Genomic DNA, 23,356 nt, shown 5'->3' with positions numbered 1-23,356 from the left:
TCTTTACCTCTTCCTAGTATTACTCTATTCGACCGGATATTCCTTCTTTCGCGCGGAAAAAAGGTGCCCCCGTCCTTTTTTTAGACGGAGGCACCTGCCTATTTGGTTTTTTTACGCAAACACAATTTTGGCAAAGTCGGCGTAGCCGTTCAACAGACGAGAGATGCAAAGGAGCAGGCCCAGGCGATTGGCGCGAACGGCCTGATCTTCGGCCATGACCATGACCTTGTCGAAAAAGCCCTGAATCGGCTCGCGAAGCGTCGAGAGCGTCGCCAAAATTTTCTCCTGATCGGCAAGCCCTTGCACTTCGCTCGCAACAGACTGGTAAGACTGGTACAGTTTGCGCTCGGCTTCTTCGGCAAACAACGCTTCGTCCACGCTGTCCGCTTCCGCTTTTTGCGCCAGATTGTTCACCCGGGTGAACTGCTCGACAATCAGCTTGAAGTCTTCGGCCGCAACCGTTGCCATCAGAGCCTTCGCTTTTGCCAGCACGTCAGGCACCCGCGTCAAGTCTGCGTTCAGCACGGCATCCACCACATCGTAGCGGACTCCGTTTTCTTGCAGGACGTTTTTCAAACGCAGTGCGAAGAAGTCGACCAGGTCCTTTTTCACTTCTTCCACGGTGCGCTTTTTTACGCCTTGTGCCGCATAGCCTTCGAGCGCCGCATCCCACAGCTCGTCCAAAGACAGCTGCCAGTTGCGCTCCAGCAAAATGGCGACGATCCCCGCAGCCATCCGGCGCAGGCCGTACGGGTCCTGGGAGCCTGTCGGCACGATGCCGATGGAGAAGCAGCCGACGATCGTGTCGAGTTTGTCCGCCATGCTCGCGATCGCACCCTGGGCAGAAGCCGGCATGAGGTCTCCGGCAAAGCGAGGCAGATAGTGTTCAAACACGCCGCGCGACACGAGGTCGGATTCTCCTGCCTTGCGGGCGTAATCTTCACCCATGATGCCTTGCAGCTCAGGGAATTCGCCTACCATGTTCGTCACGAGGTCAAACTTGGCGATTTCAGCGATGCGGTCTACTTGCTTCGCCTCTTCCGCACTTACGCCGAGCTTGCTTGCGATCAGCCCTGCCGTTTTGCGGACGCGGCGCACCTTGTCGCCAATCGTTCCCAGTTCCTCGTGGAAGACGATTGTCTCCAGACGCTTCAGGCAGCTTTCGATGGACATCTTCTGGTCCTCGACATAGAAGAAGCGGGCGTCAGAAAGACGGGCACGCAGCACTTTTTCGTTTCCTTTTGCCACGTTTTCCAGTGCGCGGCTGTCGCCGTTGCGCACGGTGACGAAGTGATTGAGCAGTTTGCCCTGTGCGTTTTCCACCGGGAAGTAGCGCTGATGCTCGCGCATGGAAGTGACCAGAACTTCGCGCGGAATGGTCAAAAATTCCTCTTCGAACGTGCCGTAGAGTGCTGTCGGATACTCGACGAGGTGAACGACCTCATCAAGCAGCCCTTCGTCCATCGGAATTTTCCAGCCGTGCTCTTGCTCCAGACGGCGGATTTGCTCCACGATCATCGCCCGGCGTTCGTTCGGATCGACAATGACGTGCTGCTCGGCCAGCTTGCTCACGTACTCGCCCGGGTTGTTCAGCGTCACTTCTGTGCCCAGGAAGCGATGGCCGCGGGAGACGCGACCGCTTTTGACGCCTGCAATCTCCAGGTCGATCAACTCTTCGCCAAACAGGGCAACGAGCCAGCGAATCGGACGAACGTATTTCAAATCTCTTGCGCCCCAGCGCATGTTTTTCGGAAAGCTCATGCCTGCAATCACGTCAGAGAGCTGCGGCAAGATTTCCGTCGTCGCCTTGCCTGTCTCCGCTTTTCTCGCATGAACGTATTCCACGCCGTTTACTTCCTTGAAGTACAGGTCGTTCGGGTCGACATTGTTGCTGCGCGCAAAGCCGAGCGCTGCCTTGGACCAGTTGCCCGCTTCGTCCAGGGCGATTTTCTTTGCCGGACCTTTTGCTTCGTCGTTGCGATCCGGCTGTTTTTCTGCAAGCCCCTGGATCAGCAGGGCGAAACGGCGCGGCGTTTCCAGCGCAGTAATCTGCTCAAATGGCAAACGTTCTGCCGTCAGCCATTTCTCCACTTTTTCCTTCAATTGCGACGCTGCCAGTGCGACAAAACGCGCCGGCATTTCTTCCAGACCAACTTCTACGAGCAAATCGCGTTTACTCATTTGTATCCTCTCCCTTCACCTGTGCCGTCTGTTCCTGTTGGGCGTCCTCTTTTTTCAGCAGCGGGAAGCCGAGACGCTCGCGCTCCGCGTAGTACGTTTGCGCCACTTCACGCGACAGGTTGCGGACGCGGGCAATATAGCCTGTACGCTCGGTCACGCTGATCGCGCCGCGTGCATCCAGCAGGTTGAACGTGTGTGAGCATTTCAGCACGTAGTCGTACGCCGGGTAGACGAGACGCTCCTTCATCAGTCGTTTTGCTTCGGCTTCGTATGTGTTGTAGAGGGTAAACAGCATGTCTGTGTCAGACAGCTCGAACGTGTATTTGGAGTGTTCGTACTCAGGCTGCAGGAACACGTCTCCATACGTGTAGCCGTTGCACCATTCCAGCTCGAACACATTTTCCTTTTCCTGAATGTAGGAAGCGAGTCGCTCCAGGCCGTACGTCAGCTCGACTGCTACCGGCTTGCACTCCAGACCGCCCACTTGCTGGAAGTAGGTGAACTGGGTGATTTCCATCCCGTCCAGCCAAACCTCCCAGCCGAGTCCCCATGCGCCCAGACCCGGATGCTCCCAGTTGTCTTCCACGAAGCGGATGTCGTGCTCCAGCGGCTCGATGCCGAGTTCACGCAAACTTTCCAGGTACAGCTCCTGGATGTTGTCCGGCGACGGCTTCATGATGACCTGGAACTGGTGATGCTGGTACAGGCGATTCGGGTTTTCCCCGTAGCGGCCATCCGCCGGGCGACGGGAAGGCTCGACATAGGCGACATTCCACGGCTCCGGGCCGATGGAGCGCAAAAATGTCATCGGGTTGAGTGTCCCTGCCCCTTTTTCCACGTCGTACGGCTGCACGATCAGGCAATTTTGCTTCGCCCAAAAGTTTTGCAGCGTCAAAATGATGTCTTGAAATGTCATTTTCATGCTTTTTCCTCCTCCAAAAATAAAACCTCCCGCCCGCTACACTGTTGCGAAACGCTACAGTGTAGGGACGAGAGGATTCTCGCGGTTCCACCCTACTTGGCGAAAAAGTTCTTCGCCCACCTTGTCAAGACACAATTGCTCCGGAACGCCCTTCATCGGCATGGTGACCGGGCTTGCACCGTCCCCGGTTCGCTACTGGCACACAGTGGCCGACTACTCCTTTCCTTCATGGCAACACTCGGTATGTAAGTTTGCTACTTATCATAGCGAAAAGAAAATGGGATGTCAATCAGTCGCTGTCCGGCTGCGCCATCCTTTCCATTCGCTCCAGCTGTTCCAGAAATGCGCGACTTTTCAGCCGCAGATCGAGATGCTCATCCATGAAGCCGCGGATAACGCGCTTAAGCTGGCTGCGCGTCGCCGGCTTCACCTCGATCTCGCCGAGCCGCTCCAAATCGAAGACCTGGAACAGCCGCAAAAGCTTCCAGGTAGAAGGCGTAACCGCCAAGGCATACGGATCAAAAGGCTGACAGGAAGGACACAACAGTCCCCCCTGTGACACGCTGATCGCGTACGGCTCCCGCTGCTGTCCGCAGTTCGCGCACGCTGACAGCTGCGGGGAGATTCCGGCCACGATCAGCATCTTCGTCTCGAAAATCCGGCAAAGAATTTCCGGGTCCACTCCTTCATCCAGGTAGCGAAACGTCTGAAGGAGCAACTGGAACAAAAAAGGATTCGGCTCCCGCTCGTGTGTCAAACGATCCAAAAGCTCCGCTATGTAAGCGGCATAAGCCGTCGCAGTGAGGCTCTGCCGCATATCCCGAAACGAATCCAGTATGTCCCCCTGTGACAAATCAGGCATTCCTGCTCCGGGCCCTGCTTTGCACAGAAAGTAGCCGTGTGAAAACAACTGGGAGACGGCGGCAAGACGGCTCTTGGTCTTTTTGGCACCGCGCGCCATCACGCCAAGCTTGCCGTTCTCCCTGGTAAACAACGTCACCACTTTGCTGGACTCGCCGTAGTCCACGCTGCGAATGACAATCCCTTCCCACTTTACAAGCATGCCTGCGAGTCACCCAATTCTTCTTGGGCGAGATCAGGCAGAGCTTCTTCTGCGGAGCTGTCTGCCTGATGGTGATCGCGATAGAGAAGGTAAGCATGGATGTCACCGGTTGAAGCGAAAACTCTCCAAGAAAAGTCACGAAGCATGGTGCATCATCCTTTCCTGTATCGGGTCTATCCACTTCCTTCTTAGAATCACCTGCGCCCGTTTTTCTATGCCTTGGAAAAATTAACACGAATGAAAACGATGCTGTTTGTCCCGTCTATTCTTCGTCGTAAAAGCCGAAGTTGCGCAGCATGCGCTCCTGGTTGCGCCAGTCCTTTTTCACCTTGATCCACAGTTCCAAAAACACCTGATCGCCCATCAAACGCTCGATGTCTTTACGCGCCCGTCGGCCGATCTCCTTGAGCATCTGGCCTTTTTGCCCGATCAGAATCCCGCGCTGTGAATCCCGCTCTACATAGATCGCGGCGTAAATGTACAGCGTCTTCCCGTTTTCGCCGCGCTTCATTTCTTCTACGACGACCGCGATCGAGTGCGGCACTTCCTCGCGTGTCAAGTGCAACACTTTTTCCCGAATCAGCTCTGCTACGACAAAGCGCTCCGGGTGATCGGTCACTTGGTCGGCCGGGTAGAACATCGGGCCTTCTTCCATTTCACCCATGATCGCCTCAGTCAACGCGCCGGTGTTGTTGCCCTCCAGCGCGGAGATTGGAACGATCTGCTTGAAATCATACAACTTGCGGTAATCGTCGATAATCGGCAGCAAAGCCTCCGGATGAACCTTGTCGATTTTGTTGATGACCAAAAATACGGGCGTCTTCACTTGCTTCAAGCGTTCGATGATGTAATCGTCCCCTGCGCCGCGCTTTTCCGTCGCGTCGACTACAAACAGCACGAGATCGACTTCGTTCAACGTGTTTTCTGCAACCGACACCATGTAGTTGCCCAGCTTGGACTGCGGCTTGTGAATGCCCGGCGTGTCGAGGAAGATGATCTGCCCTTCTTCCGTCGTATGCACAGCGGTAATTTTGTTGCGCGTCGTTTGCGGCTTGTTCGACATGATCGCGATCTTGTGGCCGACGATGTGATTGAGCAGCGTCGATTTGCCTACGTTCGGTCTGCCGACAATCGAAACAAACCCAGATTTGAATGACTTTTTGGTCTTGCGGTTATCCACGTAAATCCTCCTTGGAAAATGCCCCTGGCAAAAGGGCAGATACTGTCGTTTCCTCTACGTCACCTTTGAGGTTGGTCAAATATACCGGCATGTCCGGCGGGCAAAGCTCTGCGATCACCTGGCGGCAAGCGCCGCACGGAGATACCGGCCCTGGCGTGTCTGCCGCCACTGCGAGCGCCTTGTATGTACGATCGCGCTCGGAATACGCTTTGAACAGGGCGGTCCGCTCCGCGCAGTTGCACAGCGAGTACGCGGCATTTTCGATGTTGCCGCCCAGGTATACGTTGCCGCTCTCACACAGCAGCGCGGCTCCCACCTGAAACCTGGAGTACGGCACGTACGCCAGCTCCCTTGCTTCGATGGCTTTCGCCAGTAACGCTTGTTTATCCATTCTCATCATTCCTCTTATTCGTAGTCTCTACCACGATTTTTCACGAATCGCAAAAAAGGGCACCTGCCCCCTCACGAAGAGACGACAAGAGACCAGACTTCATGGCCTCCCAAAAAGGCTCGTCCGGTCTATTGTATCGGCGGGGCTACGGCCAGTCCTGCTGGGGGATGACCTCTTAGCCCACTATTTTTTGCAGCAAAGGCGGCCCGAAGACAGCGATGCCGATCACGACAGACAAAATCGCTGCCACCAGCACAGCCCCAGCGCACGCGTCTTTGGCGATCTTCGCTTTTTCGTGCCAGTCTGGCGAGGCGAGATCGACAACTGCTTCTACAGCCGTATTCGCCAGCTCCAGCGAAAAGACAAGACCGATAGAAAAAAAGACCAGCAAAACATCGCTGCGGGGAATGTGCAGCCACCATGCCGCCACCAGTACGATTACAGCAGCGGCTACGTGGATTTGCATGTTTCGCTGTGTCTTTACGGTATGCCCGATTCCTTGCAAGGCGCAGCCGAAGCTTTTCGCCAATCTCCGGAATTCCTTCAACGTGATCTCCTACCTCGTCAAGCCGATTTGCTCCAACACTTTTTCTTGACGGGAAAACATTTCTTTCTCCTCTTCCGGCGTGCCGTGATCGTAGCCGAGCAGATGGAGAAAGCCATGCACAGCGAGAAAGCCCAGCTCCCTTTCAAAGGAGTGGCCGTAATCCTCAGCTTGCTCACGCGCTTTTTGCACCGAGATGATAATGTCTCCCAGCATGTTCGGGATTTCGTCCGCTTCGCTCTCGTCGAAGAAGATTTCCATTTCGCCCTCCCCTTGTTCATTCATGGCAAAGGACAAAACGTCTGTCGGACGATCCACTCCGCGATAGTCGCGGTTCAGCTCGTGAATCCGCTCGTTCGTGACCAGCGTAACGACTACTTCTCCCTGCACGTCCTCCAGCTTTGCGCATGCTTCGAGACAGTCGGTCAGCAGTTTTTGCAGGCTTTCATCAAGCGCTTCGATTTCTTCATGGAGGATTTCTACAGATAGCACAGATAAACAATCTCCTTTTTTACAAACGCGATTTATCAATAGCCGTGATCGACTTCTTCCTTGGCATAGGCAGCGATAATTTTTTGCACCAGGCTGTGTCGCACGACATCTCCTTCCTGGAATTGAATGAAGGCGATATCCGGAATCCGGTTCAAAATCCGCTCCGCTTCCCGCAGCCCGGACTTTTTGCCTTTGGGCAGGTCAACCTGTGTCACGTCACCCGTGATGACCATTTTGGACCCGAACCCAAGCCTGGTCAAAAACATTTTCATTTGCTCGGGAGTGGTGTTTTGCGCCTCGTCCAAAATGACGAACGAGTCTTCCAGTGTACGGCCGCGCATGTACGCAAGCGGAGCGACTTCAATCAGTCCGCGCTCCATCATCTTGGCCACCTGCTCGTTGCCGAGCATGTCATACAAGGCATCGTAGAGCGGACGCAGATACGGGTCTACCTTTTCCTGCAGATCGCCAGGCAAAAATCCAAGGCTTTCCCCCGCTTCTACAGCCGGTCTGGTAAGAACGATCCGTTTGACACGTCCATTTTTCAACGCGGTTACGGCTGTGACCACCGCCAAATACGTTTTCCCCGTTCCGGCAGGCCCGATTCCGAAGACGATGTCGTGCTTCTTGATCGCCGACAAATAGTGACGCTGGCCGAGTGTTTTGGCCCGGATCACCTTTCCGCGCTGGGTACGTGCCACTTCCTCATCATAAACATCCAGCAGTTGCGCTCCATCTCCCCGGCCAACGAGCATCATCGCATATGAAATGTCGCGCTCGGACAGTGGAATGCCTCTGCGAATGAGCTGCAGCAAAATGCCAATCAGCTCCGTCAGCTTATCCACTTCCGGCTTGTCGCCGCTAATGACCAATTCGCCTTCGCGGGTCATGATTCGGGCAGGACTTTTTTCCTCGATCAGTTTTAGGTACGCGTCGTGTGGTCCAAACAACAGCAGGGCCTCAGATGCGTCTGAAAACGGGATTCTTACCTCATCTTGTACGTGCAACAGGCTTCCATCTCCTTGCAACGGTTATCATCAATATCGCGTCACGGATTGCCATTGTTCACAGGTGCCGGGGGTATGATCGGCTGTTCAACGGCAATTTCTTCAATGACGGAAAAATGAATGCTTACGTAAACTTTACCATTCTCTGCGGTGACGTGCAAAACTTTTTCGTCCTGAATGAACGCATCTTTCCCAGCTTTTTGCAAAATGTCTGCTCTCGCGAATTTTTTCGCGATCTCCGTCGCCTCTTCCTTGCTCAATTGCTTCGTAATCGGCTCGATTTCCGAGTAGGTGACGGTCTTCCAGCCGATCGGCGACGTATACCCGGCGTAGGAGGGGACGAACCTTTTTTCTTCCGTCCGGGCCTCTGCAAACACTTCCCTGGTAAATGGCCAGACCTGAATCGCGTACGGCCCTACCAGCAAATACTGCTGCTTTTGCCGCTCTCCGGTCAGCCGATAGAGAGTTTGCTTTAGCGGTACTGTTGTGTTGCTGACATACCAGACCTCGCCTTGCACCTTGCCGCGGGCGGATACGGCCTGCTGGCGCTCTTCGTTGCCGATGATGCCGGAGATGAGCACCTGCCCTTTTTCGACGAGTTGGTTGTTCGTCACCTGGCTTTTGCCGACCTCCGGAAGAATTTTGTGGATGACCGCCCGTTTTTTCGCCACGAGATGGCGCGGGCCTGTCGCGAGCGGCTTGACAGGCGCTTCCTTCTCCACTACTTGCAGCCTGACCTTCGTGCCCTGGATGTCGATGCCGACCCAGGCTGCTTCGGGCAGCAGGCTCAGCAGTTCTTTTTGCAGGATCAGCGGTTCCTTTAGTTTGACCTTCCAGGCCCCTTCCTTAATCCCGATCTGTCCGGCAGCCTGTATGACCCGCGCCGGATCGATATACTTGGTTCCGGTCACTTCGACGCTCCATACAAACGAGGAGAGCATGTACAATCCGATCAAAAACAAAACCGCCCCGATAGCCAGTCCCGCGCGTCTGCGCACGCGCAAAAGCCAAAACGGAAGGCCCTCCCTGCTTTCCACATGACTGCGACAGCCTGTCTCCCGCAACAGCGGCCGCAGGCGAAAATAGTCGCGAATCAATATATCGCAGCGACTCACCTCCGAACCGACCCTGCGAATATTCCAGATCCGGATGCCCTCCCGTACGGCCATATTCAGCAAACGTTCAAAACGCTTCCCCCGCACGGTAATGGTGATGTGTCCATCTACCCATTCCTTGAGTCCGTTTCGCATCTGTGCCGTCTCCACCTTTCTTTGCGCTACTTGTCCTGCGGCCCTGTCTCCAAAAATTTGACCCCGCCAATCCGTCCTTCGAGCAGCACCTCTTCCGGCAAAATCGCCCTGATGACAAGCTGTTCGCCTGAGACTATCATCTGCCCGTTTGTAAGCAGCAAGCGCAGCTCATGTTCACTGAAATGCAAAACACCGCGATGGTTCTCTATGTACATTTGCAAATGACCGATCATCGTAATCCGCGGGACTTCCAGGACCACATCTTGCGGCAGATCCAACACACCTCCGGCCAATTGGCGCAGACGGCGGCTCCAACGCTTCATGGATAAGCCCCCCTTCTACTGGCGCATGCGCCGTTTTCTAAATTGGGTCGTTGCCAATCTCGCTTCCGGGCTGCTGGTGCAAGATCATTCTTACCTATGCGTATGCGAGCGATCTGTGTGTCATTCATACGAAAAGCCGATCCGCGCATTTCCAGTAGAGACAGCCGATTTTGGGCGAAAAAGGGAGCATGGGCAAAAATAAAAGACCTCTGGCACTTTGGAGTTTCCAAGTGCCAGAGGTCTATCTCTGCTGTTCTTTTGCAAGGAAGGCGGACAACTGCTGTTCGCTTCGTGTAAGCGTCCTCCATTTTTTCAGGACCCGCTTGACCTTTTCCGCGGAGCAGCCGCAAGCAATGGCTGTTTCATAAATGGATTTTCTTTCAAAGATGGCAAGGCGAATCACTTTTTGGCGAAAGCGCCCCATTTGCTCAAAAATTTGCTCACTCATTCGCTTGTCCACCACTCCTTCTCATCAGTGGAAACGGTTTCTATACACTACAGGATATTCAACCGTATTCGTGGAGACAAGCCCAAATTTTCGACAAGCGCAAACACCCGACAGGCAACCATGATGTTCGCCTGTCGGGTGTACAAATAAGCTATTTGATCGCGTTGCGGGAGCGCTCGGCAAAGTAAGGAGCTTTGGAGCGCGGCGCCCCAAAAATCAGCGCCCACTTCATGCCCTCGCGCGGGTCCGCATTGTTGACAGACCGCAGCTTCGCTCGCTGTGGAGCCGGCTCTGCTGCCGCAGCGGACACGCGGATCGTGGAGCCATTCGAAGCGCGCGCAGGCTCGGGAAAGGCCCATTCCTGCTCCACTCCGACACCTTCCATCGATTCCGTGTCCTGCTCCATTGGCTCGTATTTGGCAGAGGCCCGCACCGTTTGCCGCTCCTGTGTCACAGCAGGCTCTTCCACCCAGGGGGTTTCGACAGGCGTCAGAGGGGGGGTCGGCTTTCCTTGTGCCATCCTTTTCCCTTTGCCGCCCAAGCCCAGCAGTTTGTAACCGATGTAGCCCAGTATGATAAACCAGTACTTTCCAATCAGAGGCAGAACCCAGCCAAACAAGTCAAAGAGGAGCTCAATGAGTTCGTCCATGGCACTCGCCCTTACTCTTGCCGATCAGGCGAATCAGGGTCCTGTTTGTCACCTGGATGCCCGAACGATTGGCGCATTTGGGTATCCGCTGCAATGTTTTGCAGGTTGTAGTAATCCATGACGCCCAATTTGCCGCTGGTCAACGCTTCTGCCAACGCAAGCGGAACCTGCGCTTCTGCCTCTACTACTTTTGCCTTCATTTCCTGTACGCGCGCCATCATTTCCTGTTCCTGGGCAACCGCCATCGCACGGCGCTCTTCGGCTTTTGCCTGCGCGATGCGCTTGTCGGCTTCGGCCTGGTCGGTTTGCAGTTGCGCCCCGATGTTTTTGCCTACATCGACGTCTGCAATGTCAATCGAGAGAATTTCAAACGCCGTTCCCGCATCCAGACCTTTGTTCAGTACGGTTTTGGAGATGAGGTCCGGATTTTCCAATACGTCCTTGTGACTGATGGACGAACCGATGGTCGAGACAATGCCTTCCCCGACACGCGCGATGATCGTTTCTTCCCCCGCACCACCGACCAGGCGGTCAATGTTCGCGCGTACAGTCACTTTCGCTTTGGTGCGCAGCTCGATCCCGTCTTTTGCCATGGCTGCTACAACTGGTGTTTCAATTACTTTCGGGTTCACGCTCATTTGTACCGCTTCCAATACATCGCGTCCTGCCAGGTCAATCGCTGCGGCGCGTTCGAAGCCGAGCGGAATATCTGCGCGCTGCGCTGCGACCAGTGCGTCCACGACACGGTCCACGTTACCACCCGCCAGGTAGTGGCTCTCCAACTGGTTTGTATCCAGTTGCAAACCAGCCTTGCGCGCCTTGATGAGCGGGTTTACGATGCGCGACGGAACGACGCGGCGAAGACGCATGGCGACGAGCGTAATGATCCCGATGTTCACACCCGATGCGAGGGCGGAAATCCAGAGCATCACCGGAACGAACGAGAAGAAAATCGAGAGAGCTACGATGGCGACCGCCACCATAAAAATAAGAGGTATCAATCCACTTTCCAGCATATGCAAATCACTCCTTTATTCTTGTTCGGCTACAACGACGCGCGTGCCTTCTACTTGCACCACGACAATCGCCGTTCCGGGGTCGATAAAACCTCCGGCCGAAACCGCATCAACACGTTTTCCTTCCACCTTCACGACACCAGCCGGACGCAAAGGGGTGAGGGCAATTCCTGTCTTCCCGGCGAGGTCACGCTGGTCCTTCGGCGCTACATATCCTTCCTCGTTTCGCTGTACGTCACCGAGAACAAATTTGCCAAACAACCCTCTGACGCCGTACCGTTTGATGAGCAAAAATGTGACGAAAGCCGTGACGGCTGCGGCGATGCCCAGCGAAGCAAGTCCCTGCTGCGTGTCGTAAGCAGCCATTACCAGCCCGGTCACGATACTGATGAAACCGATCGCCCCGACAATACCGCCTGGCAAAAATATTTCCAAAATCATGAGTAATATTCCGACCACAAACAGCCCGATGTGCAGCCAGTTTGCAAAGCCTGCCACATAATGGCCGAAGAAATACAGGCCAAAAGAAACGAGAGAGATCGTACCTGCGACACCAAAGCCAGGTGCAAACAGCTCAACCACAATTCCAACCAGACCGATGACGAGCAAGAGACTCATGACATATGGACTGGTCACCCAGCGCGCGACTATTTCCCCGCCTGTCGGCTCGATCATCTGGAGGGAATCGCCTGCAATCCCCAGACTGGCAAGCAGCTCTTCCTTGCCGGAAACGACGCGATCCGCGTAGCCCAATGCTTTTGCTTGCTGGGCATCGAGCGAGAGCACCGTGCCCTTCGGCTTCAATCCCGGAAACTCCGTATCAATTTCGACCATGGCCCGCGCCACATCGGGATTTCGGTTGTTCAATCCGGCCGCTGCCGACATTTTTTTGCTCCACCCGGAGATGAACTTGATGTCGGCTGCATTGCCTGCCAGATCAATGGGAGTCGCTGCCCCTATGCTGCTGCCTGGCGTCATAACGATTTCGTTGGCATTTAAAGCGATATAGGTACCCGCTGAAAAAGCCTGATTGTCAATGTAGGCAATCGTGCGCATGGGAGATTGGCGGATCAGCTGCCCAATCTGGTCGGCAGCATCCACTTCGCCACCTGGCGTATTGATATGCAAGATGACAAGGTCTGCCTGTTGCTTTTCCGCGTCATGAAAAGCTCTCTTCAGGAAGCTTTCCAGACCGCGCTCAATCGTGTTGTCTACCGGAACCCAGACCGCTTTTTGATAGGTTTGGGCAAAAGTTCCCGGTGTTGCAAGAAACATCGAAAGCCCCATCATCATGCAGAGAAACGAAAAGAGCAGTCGCACACGACGCAAAGCTGGCCTTGCTGCAGTCATTGCATGTACCTCCTTCCTTGTATCAGCTTCAGCATCATGCCCACTATGGTATACGAAAAAGGATGGAGATTGTTTCAAAAAAAGAAAAAACCCAGCCATCTTCTTCCGGCTGAGTTTTTCCGTTCGTATCTATATGAGGTGTTGCTCGTCTACGATGGTAGTTCCTCAGATACAATCTTTTGCACGAGGGTTCCGTCTGCTCTGCCTTTCACTTTCGGCATGATTGCCCCCATCACTTTGCCCATTTCCTTTTTGGAAGAGGCATTCGTGGCGGCAATCGCTTCCCGAACGATATGGCGAATTTCGTCTTCGCTGAGCTGAGCGGGCAAGTAAGCGGAGAGCACGTCGATCTCTTCGCGCGATTTTAAGGCAAGTTCCTCACGGCCTGCCTTCTCGAATTCGTGGAGGGATTCACGGCGTTGTTTTAACTCACGAGTCAAGATGGTCAGCACTTCGTCTTCAGACAAAGTTCTGCCTTTGTTAATCTCTTCATTCTTTAAAGCGGCTTTCACCATGCGAATAACAGAGAGTTTTAGAGCAGCTTTGTCCTTCATCGCTTGCTTCATATCTTGATCGAGTCGCTCCATTACACTCATGATGGGCCCTCCGTCCATTAGTACTTACGTTTGCGAGCTGCTTCGGATTTCTTTTTGCGCCGAATGCTAGGCTTCTCAAAGTGACGACGTTTACGCAGTTCCGCCATCACACCGGATTTGGCGCTCTCACGCTTGAAGCGGCGAAGTGCGCTATCCAAAGACTCGTTTTTCTTGACTCGAATTTCTGCCATTTGTCTTCCCTCCCTCCGCTAAAACCGTGGGACGCCTGAATCGTGGTACGAACAGACTGTCACACTTCATTATAGGATAATTGACTAATGCAGGTCAACCTTTAGTTCGTTTTTCTTCGTGAAATCTAGTATCATGATTGCGGACGGCGCAACGCGACTGCGACGGCCAGTCCCGCAATTTTGTCTTGCGGCCATAACGGACGCGTGGTAGCATGACTTCGAGGTTGGAGAAGGATCATGAGAAAAAGGAGTTCGTGCACATGAAACCAATTGCGCTGGAACAGGCTGCCATCAACGCGGAAGGACTCTTGCTGGCAGGTTCCCCGCATCTTGCCGTGTCATCCGTTCACTTCGATACCCGCCAGTTGAATCCTGGGTCATTGTTCGTGGCGATGACAAGCGGTGTACGGGATGGTCACGATTTTTTGCTGCAAGCCGTCGAACAGGGCGCTGTAGCCGCAATCATATCCAATCAGGAAAAAATTCCTGCAGGCTTGCCAAAAGACTTCGGTCTGATTCTCGTCAACGACACGCTGCGCGCTTTTCAAAAGCTGGCAGCAGCTTATCGCAAACAGTTCGCGATCCCGCATATCGCCATCACGGGCAGCATCGGGAAAACAACGGTCAAGGACATCGTTGCCCACGTACTGGAGGCGCGCTCTCCCGTTTACAAAACATATAAAAACTTGAACAATCATCTCGGTGTGCCGTTTTCCCTGCTGCAAGTCGAGGAGAAGCATCAGGCTGCCGTCCTGGAGCTTGGGATGAATCACGCCGGAGAAATCGACCTGCTCGCCAGCCTGGTCAAACCGCAAATCAGTGTCATTACGTTCATCGGCGAATCGCATCTGGAGTTTTTCGGCACGCGGGAAAAAATTGCGCTCGCCAAGGCGGAGCTGCTGCCGCACACATCCCCGGACGGCCTCGTTCTGCTGAACAAGGATTCGGAGTATTTGCCGCGCATTGCCCACCTGTATCCCGGCGAGATCATGTACTACTCGGTCAAGGAGCCTTGTGATCTCTGGGCAGAAAAGATCGAGCCGACCGACAGCGGGACACAGTTTGACGTCTGCTTCGCTTCCGGGGAGCGTTTTTCTGCATTTCTTCCCCTGCACGGCAAGCATAGCGTGCTGAACGCTCTGCCAGCAGTCGCCATCGCCAAGCGTCTTGGCATGAGCACTGAGCAGATCGTCCAGGCACTGGCGACTGCCAAGCTGTCCGCCATGCGCTTTGAGCAGGTGCCCTCCAGGCACGGTTCGCTGTACATCAGCGACGCCTACAACGCCAGCCCGTCGTCGATGGAAACCGCTTCCCGCACATTTGCCGAACTGTTTCCGTCTCGCCAAAAAGTGCTCGTCCTGGGCGACATGTACGAGCTGGGGCCGCAAAGCGCCCAGATGCACGCCGGAGTCGGCCAAGCGCTCACAGACATTGCGGATCGCATCGAGCTGCTCGTCACCGTCGGCGAAGACAGCCGCCACTTGCACGATGCCTACGGCGGCAACAAGCTGCATTTTGCCACGAAGGCAGAGGCACTCACCGCTCTCTTGCCGCTACGCGATACAAGCCACGCCTTTTTGTTCAAAGCGTCAAAAGGCATGGAGCTGTGGACATTGCTTGACGATCTGGAAAATCACTTTTGAAATACAGCGCCTCTCGTCTGGACGGGGGGCGCTTTTTTCGGTTCGGCTGCGTTCTTTTTTTTGACATACGAAAAAAGGCGCTATTTGCTAGCACCTTTTCTCCTTCCCTCTTCCAGCTATTCCAGCCCTTCCGCTTCGACGATGTTGCGCTGCTTGTCGGCATGGCGTTCGAGCGCAAGCTGCACGAGACGGTCAATCAGCTCGCTGTAGCTGATTCCTGCTGCCTGAAACAGCATCGGGTACATGCTGAACGGCGTAAAGCCTGGCATGGTATTCACTTCGTTAATGTACAGTTTGTCATTTTTCTCATCCCAGAAAAAGTCGACACGGGAAAGCCCGGAACCATCCAGCGCCTGGAACGCTTTTTTCGCGATGTCGGCGATCCCTTCGGCGACATGCGCCGGAATGGCCGCAGGAATGGACAACTCTGTGCCCGCTCCTTTGTACTTGGCTTCGTAATCGTAAAATTCCTTGGCCGCGATAATCTCGCCCACCACCGACGTCATGAGCTCCTCGTTGCCAAGTACGCCGATCTCCAGTTCCCGCGCCTGGACAAATTCCTCCACGATCAGCCTGCGGTCAAAGCGGGCAGCGAGATTGAGTGCCTGCACAAGCTCCTCGCGGTTTTTCGCTTTGCTGATTCCGACGCTGGAGCCCATGTTCGCTGGCTTGACAAAGCACGGATAGCCGAGTTCACGCTCGATTTTTTCCGCGACTTCCTCGGGGCTTTTTTCCCATTGCGAGCGCAAGAGCCCTACGTACTTCACCTGCGGCAGACCGACCTGGGCGAAGACCGTCTTCATCATCCACTTGTCCATGCCGACAGCGGAGGCCATGACGCCCGTGCCGACATAAGGCAGGTTGGCGAGCTCCAGCAGCCCTTGAATCGTGCCATCCTCGCCATTTGGTCCGTGTACGACCGGGAAGACCACGTCTACCTGCTGACCGATGGAAAACATGGACGCCGGCTTGCTTGCCGTAATGAGCTCCTGTCCAGCCGCGGCTGGCTGGTTAGGTGACTGTGCGCCAGCCGTCAGGCGCAGCGCGTCGATTGTTTCCGGCAGCTGGCCTGCCAGCGCCTCTCCTTTTACCCAAGAGCCGTCCAATTGCACGTAAATTGGCGTTACCTCGTATTTATTCGCATCCACAGCCTTCATGATCGACAAGGCTGTCCGCAAAGAAACCTCGTGCTCCGAGGATTTTCCCCCATAAATAATTCCCAGACGGATTTTTTCTGTTCCCATCCGTGCCATGCTCCTTTCCTATGTGGCAGGCAAAAGAGTCTACCTTAGTTTCATCTCTCCCCTATACTATGCAAACGCCCAGATTCTGCACGTTGTACCGGGCAAAAGCTCGTCATTTAGCATACACAAACCGATCGGCAATTACAAGAGAAGCAAGTATCACCCACCGCGAAACTTCGTCATATCATGGGGAGTAAAAACGCTGTCATGGAGCTATTTTGCTGGAGGGATGTCCATGAGAGACTACTTGCTTTACTGTACCTATTGCTCCTCGTACACGCTATTGCACAGCTACGACAAAGACAACGGCACTTTTTTGGGGGAGTACTCGCTCCTTCACAACGACTACACGCGGGACAGCATCGTCCTGAACAAATTTTTGCTCGCTCACCTTGGGCACACCATCCGGCCGATTCCCTCCCAGACGGATGACTATCGGCAAATTATTTGCAACGCCTCCCATTTTCTTGAGGATGACATCGACAAATATGTGGAGGAAAGCCAGCAACGGGCGAAGCTCCGGGAGCGGGACCGCAAAAGCGAGCGTGAAATCGGCCAGGTCCAGCTCTACCTCATCGAGCATTTGCTGACCCACGAGCTGCAGACATTAAGCCAGGCCCGCGCTGCCACCCCCGCCGAAGGACAAGTCTTGCTCGGAAAAGAGCTCGGCTTCAAAAAAGCTCTCGACCTCGTCCGGCAGGTGAAAAACGACAAACAATTTGCACAGTAAGCCCGGCAGTCTGACGAGCTAGACGGCGGGTGTCAGCCAGTTGGCGCGAGTAGCGCCCCCATTTTCCCCATGAACGCAAAAACAGCGCCAGATACGCTTCGGCGCTGCTTTCTTTTTCTACTTGCGATCACGCACTTCAAAAATGGCAAACTTCAAGTAATGCGCTTCGTCAGCCCCGCTGATTTGCGGATGGTCCTTCCCGGCTCCGCGCCACTCGATCAGCCGCAAGATTTTTTTCGCATCGACCGCCGCGTCCTGGATCGTTTCCAAAAACAGCTCGGGAGACATGTGGTACGAGCAGGAGGCCGTGACCAAAAAGCCGCCCGGACGGACGAGCTTCATCCCGTTCAGGTTAATATCCTTGTAGCCGCGGCAGGCGCCTTTGACGGCTCCTCGCGACTTGGCGAACGCTGGCGGGTCGAGAATGACCACGTCCCAGCTTTTGCCCGCCTCCACATTTGCCCGCAAATAGTCAAACGCATTGGCGACGACAAACTCGACGCGATGCAAAAAGCCGTTCAAGGTAATGTTGCGCTTCGCCGTTTCGATGGCGTGCTCGGAGATGTCAAGCGCGGTCACTTTTTTCGCCCCGTGCTTGCAGGCGTTTAGTGTGAACGAGCCGGTATGCGTGAAGCACTCCAGCACCTCTGCCCCGTCCCAGAACGGATTTTTGACGACTTTTCCCCGCTTGTCGACAGGCATGAGCTTTTGCTCGCCATCTATTTCTACGTGCTGGAGGGTAATACCGTGCTTTTCGCCCCAGCCTTTCATCAATGGCGCAATCGAAGCGCGGTTTTCCCGCTGGTCGTAGAAAAATCCGGTTTTTTGCCCCTCGACGATGTCCACGTAGTATTTCAGGCCGTTTTCCTCGATCAATACTTCACGCGGACATTCTCCGTACAGGACGCCTTTTCCTTCCGCCAGCCCTTCCAGCTTGCGCACAGGCACGTCGTTGCGCAAATAGATGCCTGTCGGCGCAAACACTTCCACGAGCGCATCGCGAATCCAGTTAATCCGCTTTTCCATGCCCAGCGAAAGAACCTGTACAACCAGCGTATCCTCGTAACGATCGACGATCAGCCCAGGCAAAAAATCGGCCTCGCCGTAAATGACGCGGCAGGCGCGCGGGTTGTCCACAAACCTTTCGCGAAACTGCGCTGCCTGTCTGATTTTGCGCAAGAAAAACGCATAGTCGATCACTTCGTTCGGATCGTAGCTCAAAATGCGCACGATCATTTGCGAGGCGGGGTTGATGTAGCCTTTTGCCAAAAAGTGACCTTTGTGATTCGTAACCTCGACGATCTCCCCCGGCACGACCTCGCCCTGGATTTCCATGACCTCCGACTGAAAAACCCACGGGTGTCCCGCTTCCAGCCGCTTTTTCCGATGCTGATTCAGTAGCACTCTCGCCATGCAGTTGATCCTCTCCTTGTCATGCTTGCCCTCGTACAGGCATAGCGTAATAGTAATTTCCTTTGCATTTGGCTCCGCACGCTTGCGGCCAGCCTCGCTTGTACTGCAATCAAGAAGGAGGAACCCAGCTTGTGATCTTCTCCATTCTCGTCCCGTTTACGATCGGGCTATGCTTTTTTCTCATTGGTATGTATGCGATGCGGACCGGCTTTCAAAATTTGGCGGGCAAAAAAATGGAAGAATGGATGTCGCGCTTCACCCGCACGCCCTACCATAGCTTCTGGATCGGACTGATCGCCACATTTGTCCTGCAAAGCTCCAGCGCCGTAACCGTCCTGACCATCGGCCTGACCAATGCCGGCATCATCCAGTTCGCCCAGACGGTCGGCATCATTCTCGGCACCAATCTGGGCACGACGGTGACGACAGAGCTGGTTGCATTGAAGCTGGAGTCGTTCGCCATCCCCATGCTGCTCGTCGGCGTGGCTCTCTGGCTGATGCCGCGCCGAAACGTTCGCTGCACGGGCCTTGTCATTGCCGGGTTCGGCCTGATCTTCCTCGGAATTGATACGCTGAAGCTGATGGCAAAGCCGTTGGAGCAATCCGAGACGTTCCGCTCCCTGTTTTTGGAGAGCAGCCATTCCATCTGGATCGGCCTTGTCACGGGAATTGTTTTCACCGCGCTCATCCACAGCGGGTCAGCGACGACTGTTATCACGATGGGGCTGCTCAGCCATCAGATTTTATCCATGGAGACTGCGCTTGCCATCGTGCTCGGAGCCAATATCGGCACATGCTTCACCGCTGTTGTTGCCGCAATCGGAGCGAATACCGCCTCGAAGCAGGTTGCCTGGTGCCATACGCTGTTCAACGTCGCGGGCGCGATTGTTTTTTTACCTTTTTTAACCCAGCTTGCCCAGGTAAGCGCCTTTTTAACGGATAGCCCTTCGATGCAGATTGCCCATTCCCAGACAATCTTCAATCTGATCTGCTCGATGGCCGCCTTGCCGTTTGCGTCCCAGATTGCCCGCTTTATCCAGTGGATCATTCCGGATAGACGGCAACCGCCTGCAACGACCGTCTGGCTCAATAAGAAAACGGGATGAGGTACAGCGAGGTGACGACGCCCGCGACGATCATCGCGACGCTCGAAGCCGCTGTCTGGACAGGGGAAATCCGGTTCAAGCTGGCTGTTCCAATCGCATGCGCACTCGTTCCCACGGCGATTCCGATTGCCCAGTCGTCGGTAATCCGGCCCCATTTGAGGACAGGGCGCGCGATCATCACCCCGACCATGCCTGTCAGCGCCGTAAAAAAGGCAGCAAGAGCAGGCACTCCGCCAATCGACGCCGCCAGTTCCAAGGCAATCGGCGTCGTGACCGATTTGCTCAGCATGCTTCTGAGCAGCAAGTCATCTGTGCCAAAGCACCAGTGGATCGCATACACAGACGCAATCGCCACGGCACACCCCGCACAGACGCCGAGCAAAACGCCGCGCCAGATGTGGGCAAACTCCCGGATTTGTTTGGCGAGCGGAACCGCCAACGCGACAGTAGCGGGACCGAGCCAGAACGAAATCCACTTGCCCCCATCAGAAAAAGCTTCCCAGTCATCGCTTGCGGCCCACCAGATCAGCCAGACGAGCACGACAGCGACAATGATCGGCTGCAAGCGGGGAAAGCGGGCGTTTACCAGGAGTGCCCCGCGATAGCCTGCCAGCGTGACGAGAATCGCCAACCATTGACTAAGCATCCAGCGTCCTCCTCTCCTCCACTGCCGCAGCTTCTGTCTTTTGCTGCTGGCGGTGCAAATAGCTCTGGACCACCCGGCCCGTGACGAGCATGACCAAAAGCGGCCCCACAATCAGCGACAGCGCAATCGGCCACGGAGCCTGGGCAAACAAATTCAGATAGGTGGCTACCCCGACGATAATCGGGACGAAAAACAGCATCATGTGGCGAATGAGAAACATACTCGCCTTCTCTACCCACTCCATCCGAATCCAGCCGGTGACAAGCCCAATCGTCAACAAGAGCATCCCGACCAGGTTGCCAGGCAAAGGGATGTGCAGCCACTCGCTCGCCAGCACTCCCACTCCGTAAAAAGCAAGAAGAATACCGATCCCTGTGACCATTTTCATCTGTCACAACCCTCCCCGTTTTCTCTTCCCATAATCTTTTTTGGAGCGCTCACAAATTTAGGACGGAAAAAGCCCGGCCCTTACATCGGCCAGGCTTTGTTTGCGTTCTAGTATCCGGTGCCTGTTGCTTTTGCCCCAGTCACAATCGCGATGCCGGAGCTCGTACCGATGCGGCTCGCACCTGCCTCGATCATGGCGAGAGCTGTCTCGCCGTCGCGCACACCGCCGGATGCTTTTACCCCAATATCAGGGCCGACAGTTTTCCGCATCAAAGCAATGTCTTCTACAGTGGCTCCACCTGCGCCAAAGCCGGTGGACGTTTTCACATAGTCTGCGCCTGCTTCCACGCAGAGCTTGCAGGCGATTTCTTTTTCCTGATCGGTGAGAAGCCCTGTCTCCAAAATGACTTTCACGAGCACATCTCCGGCCGCTTGCTTCACGGCAGCCACGTCCTGCTTCACTGTTTCCAGATCACCGGATTTCAGGGCGCCGATGTTCAGCACCATATCGATTTCGGTTGCGCCGTTGGCAATCGCGTCGCGTGTTTCCGCCACTTTTACCGCAGTCGTGTTCGCTCCCAGAGGAAAGCCGATTACGGTGCACACTTTCACATCTGTACCCGCCAACAGCTCGGCAGAACGTTTTACCCAGAAAGGATTGACGCACACAGACATGAAATCGTGCTCTTTTGCTTCCGCGCAGAGCTTGTCGATCATCTCTTGCGTAGTTTCCGGCTTCAAAAGGGTATGGTCAATGTATTTGTTCAACTGCATAAACTACACCTCAATCCCGAGTTTTTGGAAAGCAAGGCGAAAAATGTCGTCGTTGTTCCGGTATCCCCGCTGCAGTTGCAGCTCCCATGCCTCTTTGGCAGGATGCCAGTGGACGTCATTGATTTCTTCCAGTTGCACCGTAATCTCTGTGTTGTAAGCTTCAACCAGATAATAGTGGACTTCCTTGTCGACGGACTCCCCCGTCACCGGATGCGTGTAGACGTAAGTAATCATGTCGAGTTTGGGGCCGAGACGCCCTGCCACTCCTGTTTCCTCCAAAACTTCACGCAGAGCGGTTTCCTCGATCGTCTCGCCGAGTTCCTGCTTGCCTTTTGCCAGCGTGACTTTGCCATAGCGGTCTTCGATCAAAAGAAGCATGTATTCCCCGTCTTGCAGCTGATAGACTACGCCTCCTGCCGATATTTCCTTCATATGGCCCGCTCCTTCAAATAAGACGGCTGCTCCGTTTCAAGGACGCGGACAAACGTCCCTTGGCAATATTCAGAGCCAGGTTCGTCCAGTCTGACCTTGCAAATTTTTCCGATCATGCTCTCGTCGCCAGGGAACACGACATTCAAGTAGTTGTCGGAGTAGCCCATTAACAGTCCGCTGTCCGGCGCATCCTTGAACGGACGCTCTGGAATTACTTCCAGCACGTCGCCGACGAATTGCTTGGCGTAAGCCATGGTCAGCTCCCGGTTCAGCTCAAGCAATCTCGTTACGCGCTCGTGTTTTACCTCTTCCGGAATCTGATCGGTCATCCGTGCAGCCGGCGTACCAGTCCGCATCGAATACGGGAAGACGTGCAGCTCGGCAAACCCGATTTTCTTGATGAAGTTGTAGCCGTTCATGAACTGCTCCTCGGTCTCGCCCGGGAAGCCGACAATGACATCTGTCGTAATCGCCACACCTGGCAGCGCTTCACGCACTTTCACCATTTTTTCGTAAAATTCGGCTGTCGTGTACTTGCGGCGCATGCGCTTCAGCACTTCGTCATCGCCTGCCTGCAACGGCACGTGCAGATGGCGCACGATACGGTCGGAATTGTTGATAACCTCGATGACTTCATCGGTAATCTGGCTCGCCTCAATCGAGCTGATGCGGATGCGCTTGAGCCCATCCACCTGATGCAAGTCGACCAGCAGCTTGGCCAGGTTGTAGTCTTCCAGGTCTTCGCCGTATCCGCCTGTATGAATCCCGGTCAAAACGATTTCCAGGTAGCCTGCTTCTACCAGCTTCTTCGCCTGCTCGATCACGCTCTCCGGCTTGCGGGAGCGCATCAGGCCGCGCGCCCACGGAATGATGCAAAACGTGCAAAAGTTGTTGCAGCCTTCCTGAATTTTCAGGGAAGCGCGGGTTCTGTCCGTGAAGTTCGGAACATCCAGCTCTTCAAACTCGCGCGTTTTCATGATGTTGCCAACCGCATTGATCGGCTTGCGCTCGGCTTGAATTTGCTTGACGTACTCCGTCAGCTTCTCGCGCCCTTGCGTTCCCACGATGATGTCCACGCCAGGGATTTGCGCGATCTCGCCGGGAGACGTTTGCGCATAGCAGCCAGTTACGGCGACAATCGCGTCCGGATTGCGCCGGATCGCGCGGCGGATGACCTGACGGCTCTTTTTATCACCTGTATTCGTAACGGTACAAGTATTAATCACGTAAACATCGGCGTCGTCCTGTTCAAAGTCGACTCGCTCGTAGCCTTCTGCCTTGAACAGTTGCCAGATCGCCTCTGTCTCATAGCTGTTCACTTTGCAGCCTAATGTATGAAAAGCAACGGTAGACATTGCCATTCCTCCTTTCGCTTGCG

At 54.7% G+C, this 23,356-nt stretch carries 27 protein-coding genes; 3 read left to right on the top strand and 24 right to left on the bottom strand.

All coding sequences use genetic code 11. From position 1 onward, the window contains the following. Positions 1–111 precede the first annotated feature (111 nt). The 17 genes from glyS to rpsU all read right to left on the bottom strand — a co-directional run bounded on the left by glyS (position 112) and on the right by rpsU (position 13,603). The gene (gene glyS, locus AAFJ72_RS08370) at positions 112–2,181 is read right to left on the bottom strand and encodes a glycine--tRNA ligase subunit beta (RefSeq protein WP_432776734.1); all 2,070 of its coding nucleotides are present in this window, start codon (positions 2,179–2,181) and stop codon (positions 112–114) included. After that, on the bottom strand, positions 2,174–3,103 hold the full coding sequence (gene glyQ, locus AAFJ72_RS08365; protein WP_122904587.1) for a glycine--tRNA ligase subunit alpha: 930 nt from the start codon (positions 3,101–3,103) through the stop codon (positions 2,174–2,176). Before glyQ ends, glyS begins: the two co-directional genes overlap by 8 nt. A gap of 289 nt (positions 3,104–3,392) precedes the next feature. Then, positions 3,393–4,166: a DNA repair protein RecO gene (gene recO / locus AAFJ72_RS08360; protein WP_122904588.1), complete on the bottom strand. Its 774-nt coding sequence runs from the start codon at positions 4,164–4,166 to the stop codon at positions 3,393–3,395. Continuing rightward, on the bottom strand, positions 4,157–4,312 hold the full coding sequence (locus AAFJ72_RS08355; RefSeq protein ID WP_122904589.1) for a YqzL family protein: 156 nt from the start codon (positions 4,310–4,312) through the stop codon (positions 4,157–4,159). Before AAFJ72_RS08355 ends, recO begins: the two co-directional genes overlap by 10 nt. A 116-nt stretch (positions 4,313–4,428) precedes the next feature. Then, on the bottom strand, positions 4,429–5,346 hold the full coding sequence (era, locus tag AAFJ72_RS08350) for a GTPase Era (RefSeq protein ID WP_122904590.1): 918 nt from the start codon (positions 5,344–5,346) through the stop codon (positions 4,429–4,431). Continuing rightward, positions 5,339–5,737, bottom strand: coding sequence for a cytidine deaminase (gene cdd, locus AAFJ72_RS08345; RefSeq protein ID WP_432776733.1), 399 nt, complete (start codon positions 5,735–5,737; stop codon positions 5,339–5,341). The genes era and cdd overlap by 8 nt, the downstream gene beginning before the upstream one ends. 175 nt (positions 5,738–5,912) lie before the next feature. Further along, positions 5,913–6,284: a diacylglycerol kinase family protein gene (locus tag AAFJ72_RS08340; protein WP_432776732.1), complete on the bottom strand. Its 372-nt coding sequence runs from the start codon at positions 6,282–6,284 to the stop codon at positions 5,913–5,915. Positions 6,285–6,293: 9 nt separating this feature from the next. Next, positions 6,294–6,773, bottom strand: coding sequence for an rRNA maturation RNase YbeY (ybeY, locus tag AAFJ72_RS08335; protein WP_432776731.1), 480 nt, complete (start codon positions 6,771–6,773; stop codon positions 6,294–6,296). 35 nt (positions 6,774–6,808) lie between these two features. Then, positions 6,809–7,780, bottom strand: a complete 972-nt coding sequence (locus tag AAFJ72_RS08330; RefSeq protein WP_122904594.1) for a PhoH family protein — start codon at positions 7,778–7,780, stop codon at positions 6,809–6,811. 41 nt (positions 7,781–7,821) lie between these two features. After that, a complete protein-coding gene (yqfD, locus tag AAFJ72_RS08325) occupies positions 7,822–9,030 on the bottom strand; it encodes a sporulation protein YqfD (RefSeq protein ID WP_432776730.1) in 1,209 nt (402 codons plus the stop codon). A gap of 26 nt (positions 9,031–9,056) precedes the next feature. Further along, positions 9,057–9,353, bottom strand: a complete 297-nt coding sequence (yqfC, locus tag AAFJ72_RS08320) for a sporulation protein YqfC (RefSeq protein ID WP_122904596.1) — start codon at positions 9,351–9,353, stop codon at positions 9,057–9,059. Between the two features lie 241 nt (positions 9,354–9,594). After that, positions 9,595–9,801, bottom strand: coding sequence for a sigma-70 family RNA polymerase sigma factor (locus tag AAFJ72_RS08315; protein ID WP_122904597.1), 207 nt, complete (start codon positions 9,799–9,801; stop codon positions 9,595–9,597). A 151-nt stretch (positions 9,802–9,952) separates the two neighbouring features. Then, positions 9,953–10,450, bottom strand: a complete 498-nt coding sequence (locus AAFJ72_RS08310; protein ID WP_432776729.1) for a hypothetical protein — start codon at positions 10,448–10,450, stop codon at positions 9,953–9,955. Positions 10,451–10,461: 11 nt separating this feature from the next. After that, positions 10,462–11,466, bottom strand: coding sequence for a flotillin-like protein FloA (gene floA, locus AAFJ72_RS08305; RefSeq protein ID WP_432776728.1), 1,005 nt, complete (start codon positions 11,464–11,466; stop codon positions 10,462–10,464). Between the two features lie 15 nt (positions 11,467–11,481). Further along, complete coding sequence (locus AAFJ72_RS08300) at positions 11,482–12,816, bottom strand: NfeD family protein (RefSeq protein ID WP_432776727.1); 1,335 nt, start codon at positions 12,814–12,816, stop codon at positions 11,482–11,484. 149 nt (positions 12,817–12,965) lie between these two features. Then, positions 12,966–13,412: a GatB/YqeY domain-containing protein gene (locus tag AAFJ72_RS08295; protein WP_432776726.1), complete on the bottom strand. Its 447-nt coding sequence runs from the start codon at positions 13,410–13,412 to the stop codon at positions 12,966–12,968. 17 nt (positions 13,413–13,429) lie between these two features. Further along, positions 13,430–13,603 (bottom strand): 30S ribosomal protein S21, encoded by a 174-nt coding sequence (rpsU, locus tag AAFJ72_RS08290; protein ID WP_005833076.1) that lies wholly within the window; start codon positions 13,601–13,603, stop codon positions 13,430–13,432. Positions 13,604–13,863: 260 nt separating this feature from the next. On the opposite strand from rpsU, the gene AAFJ72_RS08285 reads away from it, so the two are divergent. Then, on the top strand, positions 13,864–15,246 hold the full coding sequence (locus AAFJ72_RS08285) for a UDP-N-acetylmuramoyl-tripeptide--D-alanyl-D-alanine ligase (protein WP_432776725.1): 1,383 nt from the start codon (positions 13,864–13,866) through the stop codon (positions 15,244–15,246). Positions 15,247–15,362: 116 nt separating this feature from the next. Here AAFJ72_RS08285 and AAFJ72_RS08280 read toward each other — a convergent pair whose 3' ends face one another. Continuing rightward, positions 15,363–16,490 carry a D-alanine--D-alanine ligase gene (locus tag AAFJ72_RS08280; RefSeq protein WP_122904603.1) on the bottom strand — a complete coding sequence of 376 codons (1,128 nt, stop codon included), beginning with the start codon at positions 16,488–16,490 and terminating at the stop codon, positions 15,363–15,365. A gap of 235 nt (positions 16,491–16,725) precedes the next feature. Here AAFJ72_RS08280 and AAFJ72_RS08275 point away from each other — a divergent pair, with 235 nt between their 5' ends. Next, positions 16,726–17,220 carry a hypothetical protein gene (locus tag AAFJ72_RS08275; RefSeq protein WP_122904604.1) on the top strand — a complete coding sequence of 165 codons (495 nt, stop codon included), beginning with the start codon at positions 16,726–16,728 and terminating at the stop codon, positions 17,218–17,220. Positions 17,221–17,337: 117 nt separating this feature from the next. Here AAFJ72_RS08275 and AAFJ72_RS08270 read toward each other — a convergent pair whose 3' ends face one another. Continuing rightward, entirely contained in the window at positions 17,338–18,633 is a 1,296-nt protein-coding gene (locus tag AAFJ72_RS08270) for a class I SAM-dependent rRNA methyltransferase (protein WP_432776724.1), read from the bottom strand. A 131-nt stretch (positions 18,634–18,764) separates the two neighbouring features. On the opposite strand from AAFJ72_RS08270, the gene AAFJ72_RS08265 reads away from it, so the two are divergent. Next, positions 18,765–19,739 (top strand): Na/Pi cotransporter family protein, encoded by a 975-nt coding sequence (locus AAFJ72_RS08265; protein ID WP_432776723.1) that lies wholly within the window; start codon positions 18,765–18,767, stop codon positions 19,737–19,739. Here AAFJ72_RS08265 and AAFJ72_RS08260 read toward each other — a convergent pair. From AAFJ72_RS08260 to mtaB, 5 genes are all read right to left on the bottom strand, one after another. Further along, the gene (locus AAFJ72_RS08260) at positions 19,720–20,385 is read right to left on the bottom strand and encodes an LrgB family protein (protein ID WP_122904607.1); all 666 of its coding nucleotides are present in this window, start codon (positions 20,383–20,385) and stop codon (positions 19,720–19,722) included. The genes AAFJ72_RS08265 and AAFJ72_RS08260 overlap by 20 nt on opposite strands. Beyond that, the gene (locus AAFJ72_RS08255) at positions 20,378–20,773 is read right to left on the bottom strand and encodes a CidA/LrgA family protein (RefSeq protein WP_122904608.1); all 396 of its coding nucleotides are present in this window, start codon (positions 20,771–20,773) and stop codon (positions 20,378–20,380) included. Before AAFJ72_RS08255 ends, AAFJ72_RS08260 begins: the two co-directional genes overlap by 8 nt. Before the next feature lie 107 nt (positions 20,774–20,880). Beyond that, positions 20,881–21,546 carry a deoxyribose-phosphate aldolase gene (gene deoC, locus AAFJ72_RS08250; protein ID WP_122904609.1) on the bottom strand — a complete coding sequence of 222 codons (666 nt, stop codon included), beginning with the start codon at positions 21,544–21,546 and terminating at the stop codon, positions 20,881–20,883. Positions 21,547–21,549: 3 nt separating this feature from the next. Beyond that, a complete protein-coding gene (locus tag AAFJ72_RS08245) occupies positions 21,550–21,978 on the bottom strand; it encodes an NUDIX hydrolase (RefSeq protein ID WP_122904610.1) in 429 nt (142 codons plus the stop codon). Further along, a complete protein-coding gene (mtaB, locus tag AAFJ72_RS08240; RefSeq protein ID WP_122904611.1) occupies positions 21,975–23,333 on the bottom strand; it encodes a tRNA (N(6)-L-threonylcarbamoyladenosine(37)-C(2))-methylthiotransferase MtaB in 1,359 nt (452 codons plus the stop codon). The genes AAFJ72_RS08245 and mtaB overlap by 4 nt, the downstream gene beginning before the upstream one ends. Positions 23,334–23,356: the final 23 nt, after the last annotated feature.

The organism is Brevibacillus gelatini (assembly GCF_050920745.1).
Lineage (GTDB): Bacteria > Bacillota > Bacilli > Brevibacillales > Brevibacillaceae > Brevibacillus > Brevibacillus gelatini.
The sequence above is the reverse complement of the archived record's forward strand: the minus strand, read 5'-3'. Positions and strand labels throughout refer to the sequence as shown.

What these genes read in the sequence shown, in the direction of transcription:
- glyS (WP_432776734.1), bottom strand. Translation starts at nt 2,181, where the DNA reads ATGAGTAAACGCGATTTGCTCGTAGAAGTTGGTCTGGAAGAAATGCCG.
- glyQ (WP_122904587.1), bottom strand. Translation starts at nt 3,103, where the DNA reads ATGAAAATGACATTTCAAGACATCATTTTGACGCTGCAAAACTTTTGG.
- recO (WP_122904588.1), bottom strand. Translation starts at nt 4,166, where the DNA reads ATGCTTGTAAAGTGGGAAGGGATTGTCATTCGCAGCGTGGACTACGGC.
- AAFJ72_RS08355 (WP_122904589.1), bottom strand. Translation starts at nt 4,312, where the DNA reads ATGCTTCGTGACTTTTCTTGGAGAGTTTTCGCTTCAACCGGTGACATC.
- cdd (WP_432776733.1), bottom strand. Translation starts at nt 5,737, where the DNA reads ATGGATAAACAAGCGTTACTGGCGAAAGCCATCGAAGCAAGGGAGCTG.
- yqfD (WP_432776730.1), bottom strand. Translation starts at nt 9,030, where the DNA reads ATGCGAAACGGACTCAAGGAATGGGTAGATGGACACATCACCATTACC.
- yqfC (WP_122904596.1), bottom strand. Translation starts at nt 9,353, where the DNA reads ATGAAGCGTTGGAGCCGCCGTCTGCGCCAATTGGCCGGAGGTGTGTTG.
- AAFJ72_RS08315 (WP_122904597.1), bottom strand. Translation starts at nt 9,801, where the DNA reads ATGAGTGAGCAAATTTTTGAGCAAATGGGGCGCTTTCGCCAAAAAGTG.
- AAFJ72_RS08310 (WP_432776729.1), bottom strand. Translation starts at nt 10,450, where the DNA reads ATGGACGAACTCATTGAGCTCCTCTTTGACTTGTTTGGCTGGGTTCTG.
- floA (WP_432776728.1), bottom strand. Translation starts at nt 11,466, where the DNA reads ATGCTGGAAAGTGGATTGATACCTCTTATTTTTATGGTGGCGGTCGCC.
- AAFJ72_RS08300 (WP_432776727.1), bottom strand. Translation starts at nt 12,816, where the DNA reads ATGACTGCAGCAAGGCCAGCTTTGCGTCGTGTGCGACTGCTCTTTTCG.
- AAFJ72_RS08295 (WP_432776726.1), bottom strand. Translation starts at nt 13,412, where the DNA reads ATGAGTGTAATGGAGCGACTCGATCAAGATATGAAGCAAGCGATGAAG.
- rpsU (WP_005833076.1), bottom strand. Translation starts at nt 13,603, where the DNA reads ATGGCAGAAATTCGAGTCAAGAAAAACGAGTCTTTGGATAGCGCACTT.
- AAFJ72_RS08285 (WP_432776725.1), top strand. Translation starts at nt 13,864, where the DNA reads ATGAAACCAATTGCGCTGGAACAGGCTGCCATCAACGCGGAAGGACTC.
- AAFJ72_RS08280 (WP_122904603.1), bottom strand. Translation starts at nt 16,490, where the DNA reads ATGGGAACAGAAAAAATCCGTCTGGGAATTATTTATGGGGGAAAATCC.
- AAFJ72_RS08275 (WP_122904604.1), top strand. Translation starts at nt 16,726, where the DNA reads ATGAGAGACTACTTGCTTTACTGTACCTATTGCTCCTCGTACACGCTA.
- AAFJ72_RS08270 (WP_432776724.1), bottom strand. Translation starts at nt 18,633, where the DNA reads ATGGCGAGAGTGCTACTGAATCAGCATCGGAAAAAGCGGCTGGAAGCG.
- AAFJ72_RS08260 (WP_122904607.1), bottom strand. Translation starts at nt 20,385, where the DNA reads ATGCTTAGTCAATGGTTGGCGATTCTCGTCACGCTGGCAGGCTATCGC.
- AAFJ72_RS08255 (WP_122904608.1), bottom strand. Translation starts at nt 20,773, where the DNA reads ATGAAAATGGTCACAGGGATCGGTATTCTTCTTGCTTTTTACGGAGTG.
- deoC (WP_122904609.1), bottom strand. Translation starts at nt 21,546, where the DNA reads ATGCAGTTGAACAAATACATTGACCATACCCTTTTGAAGCCGGAAACT.
- AAFJ72_RS08245 (WP_122904610.1), bottom strand. Translation starts at nt 21,978, where the DNA reads ATGAAGGAAATATCGGCAGGAGGCGTAGTCTATCAGCTGCAAGACGGG.
- mtaB (WP_122904611.1), bottom strand. Translation starts at nt 23,333, where the DNA reads ATGTCTACCGTTGCTTTTCATACATTAGGCTGCAAAGTGAACAGCTAT.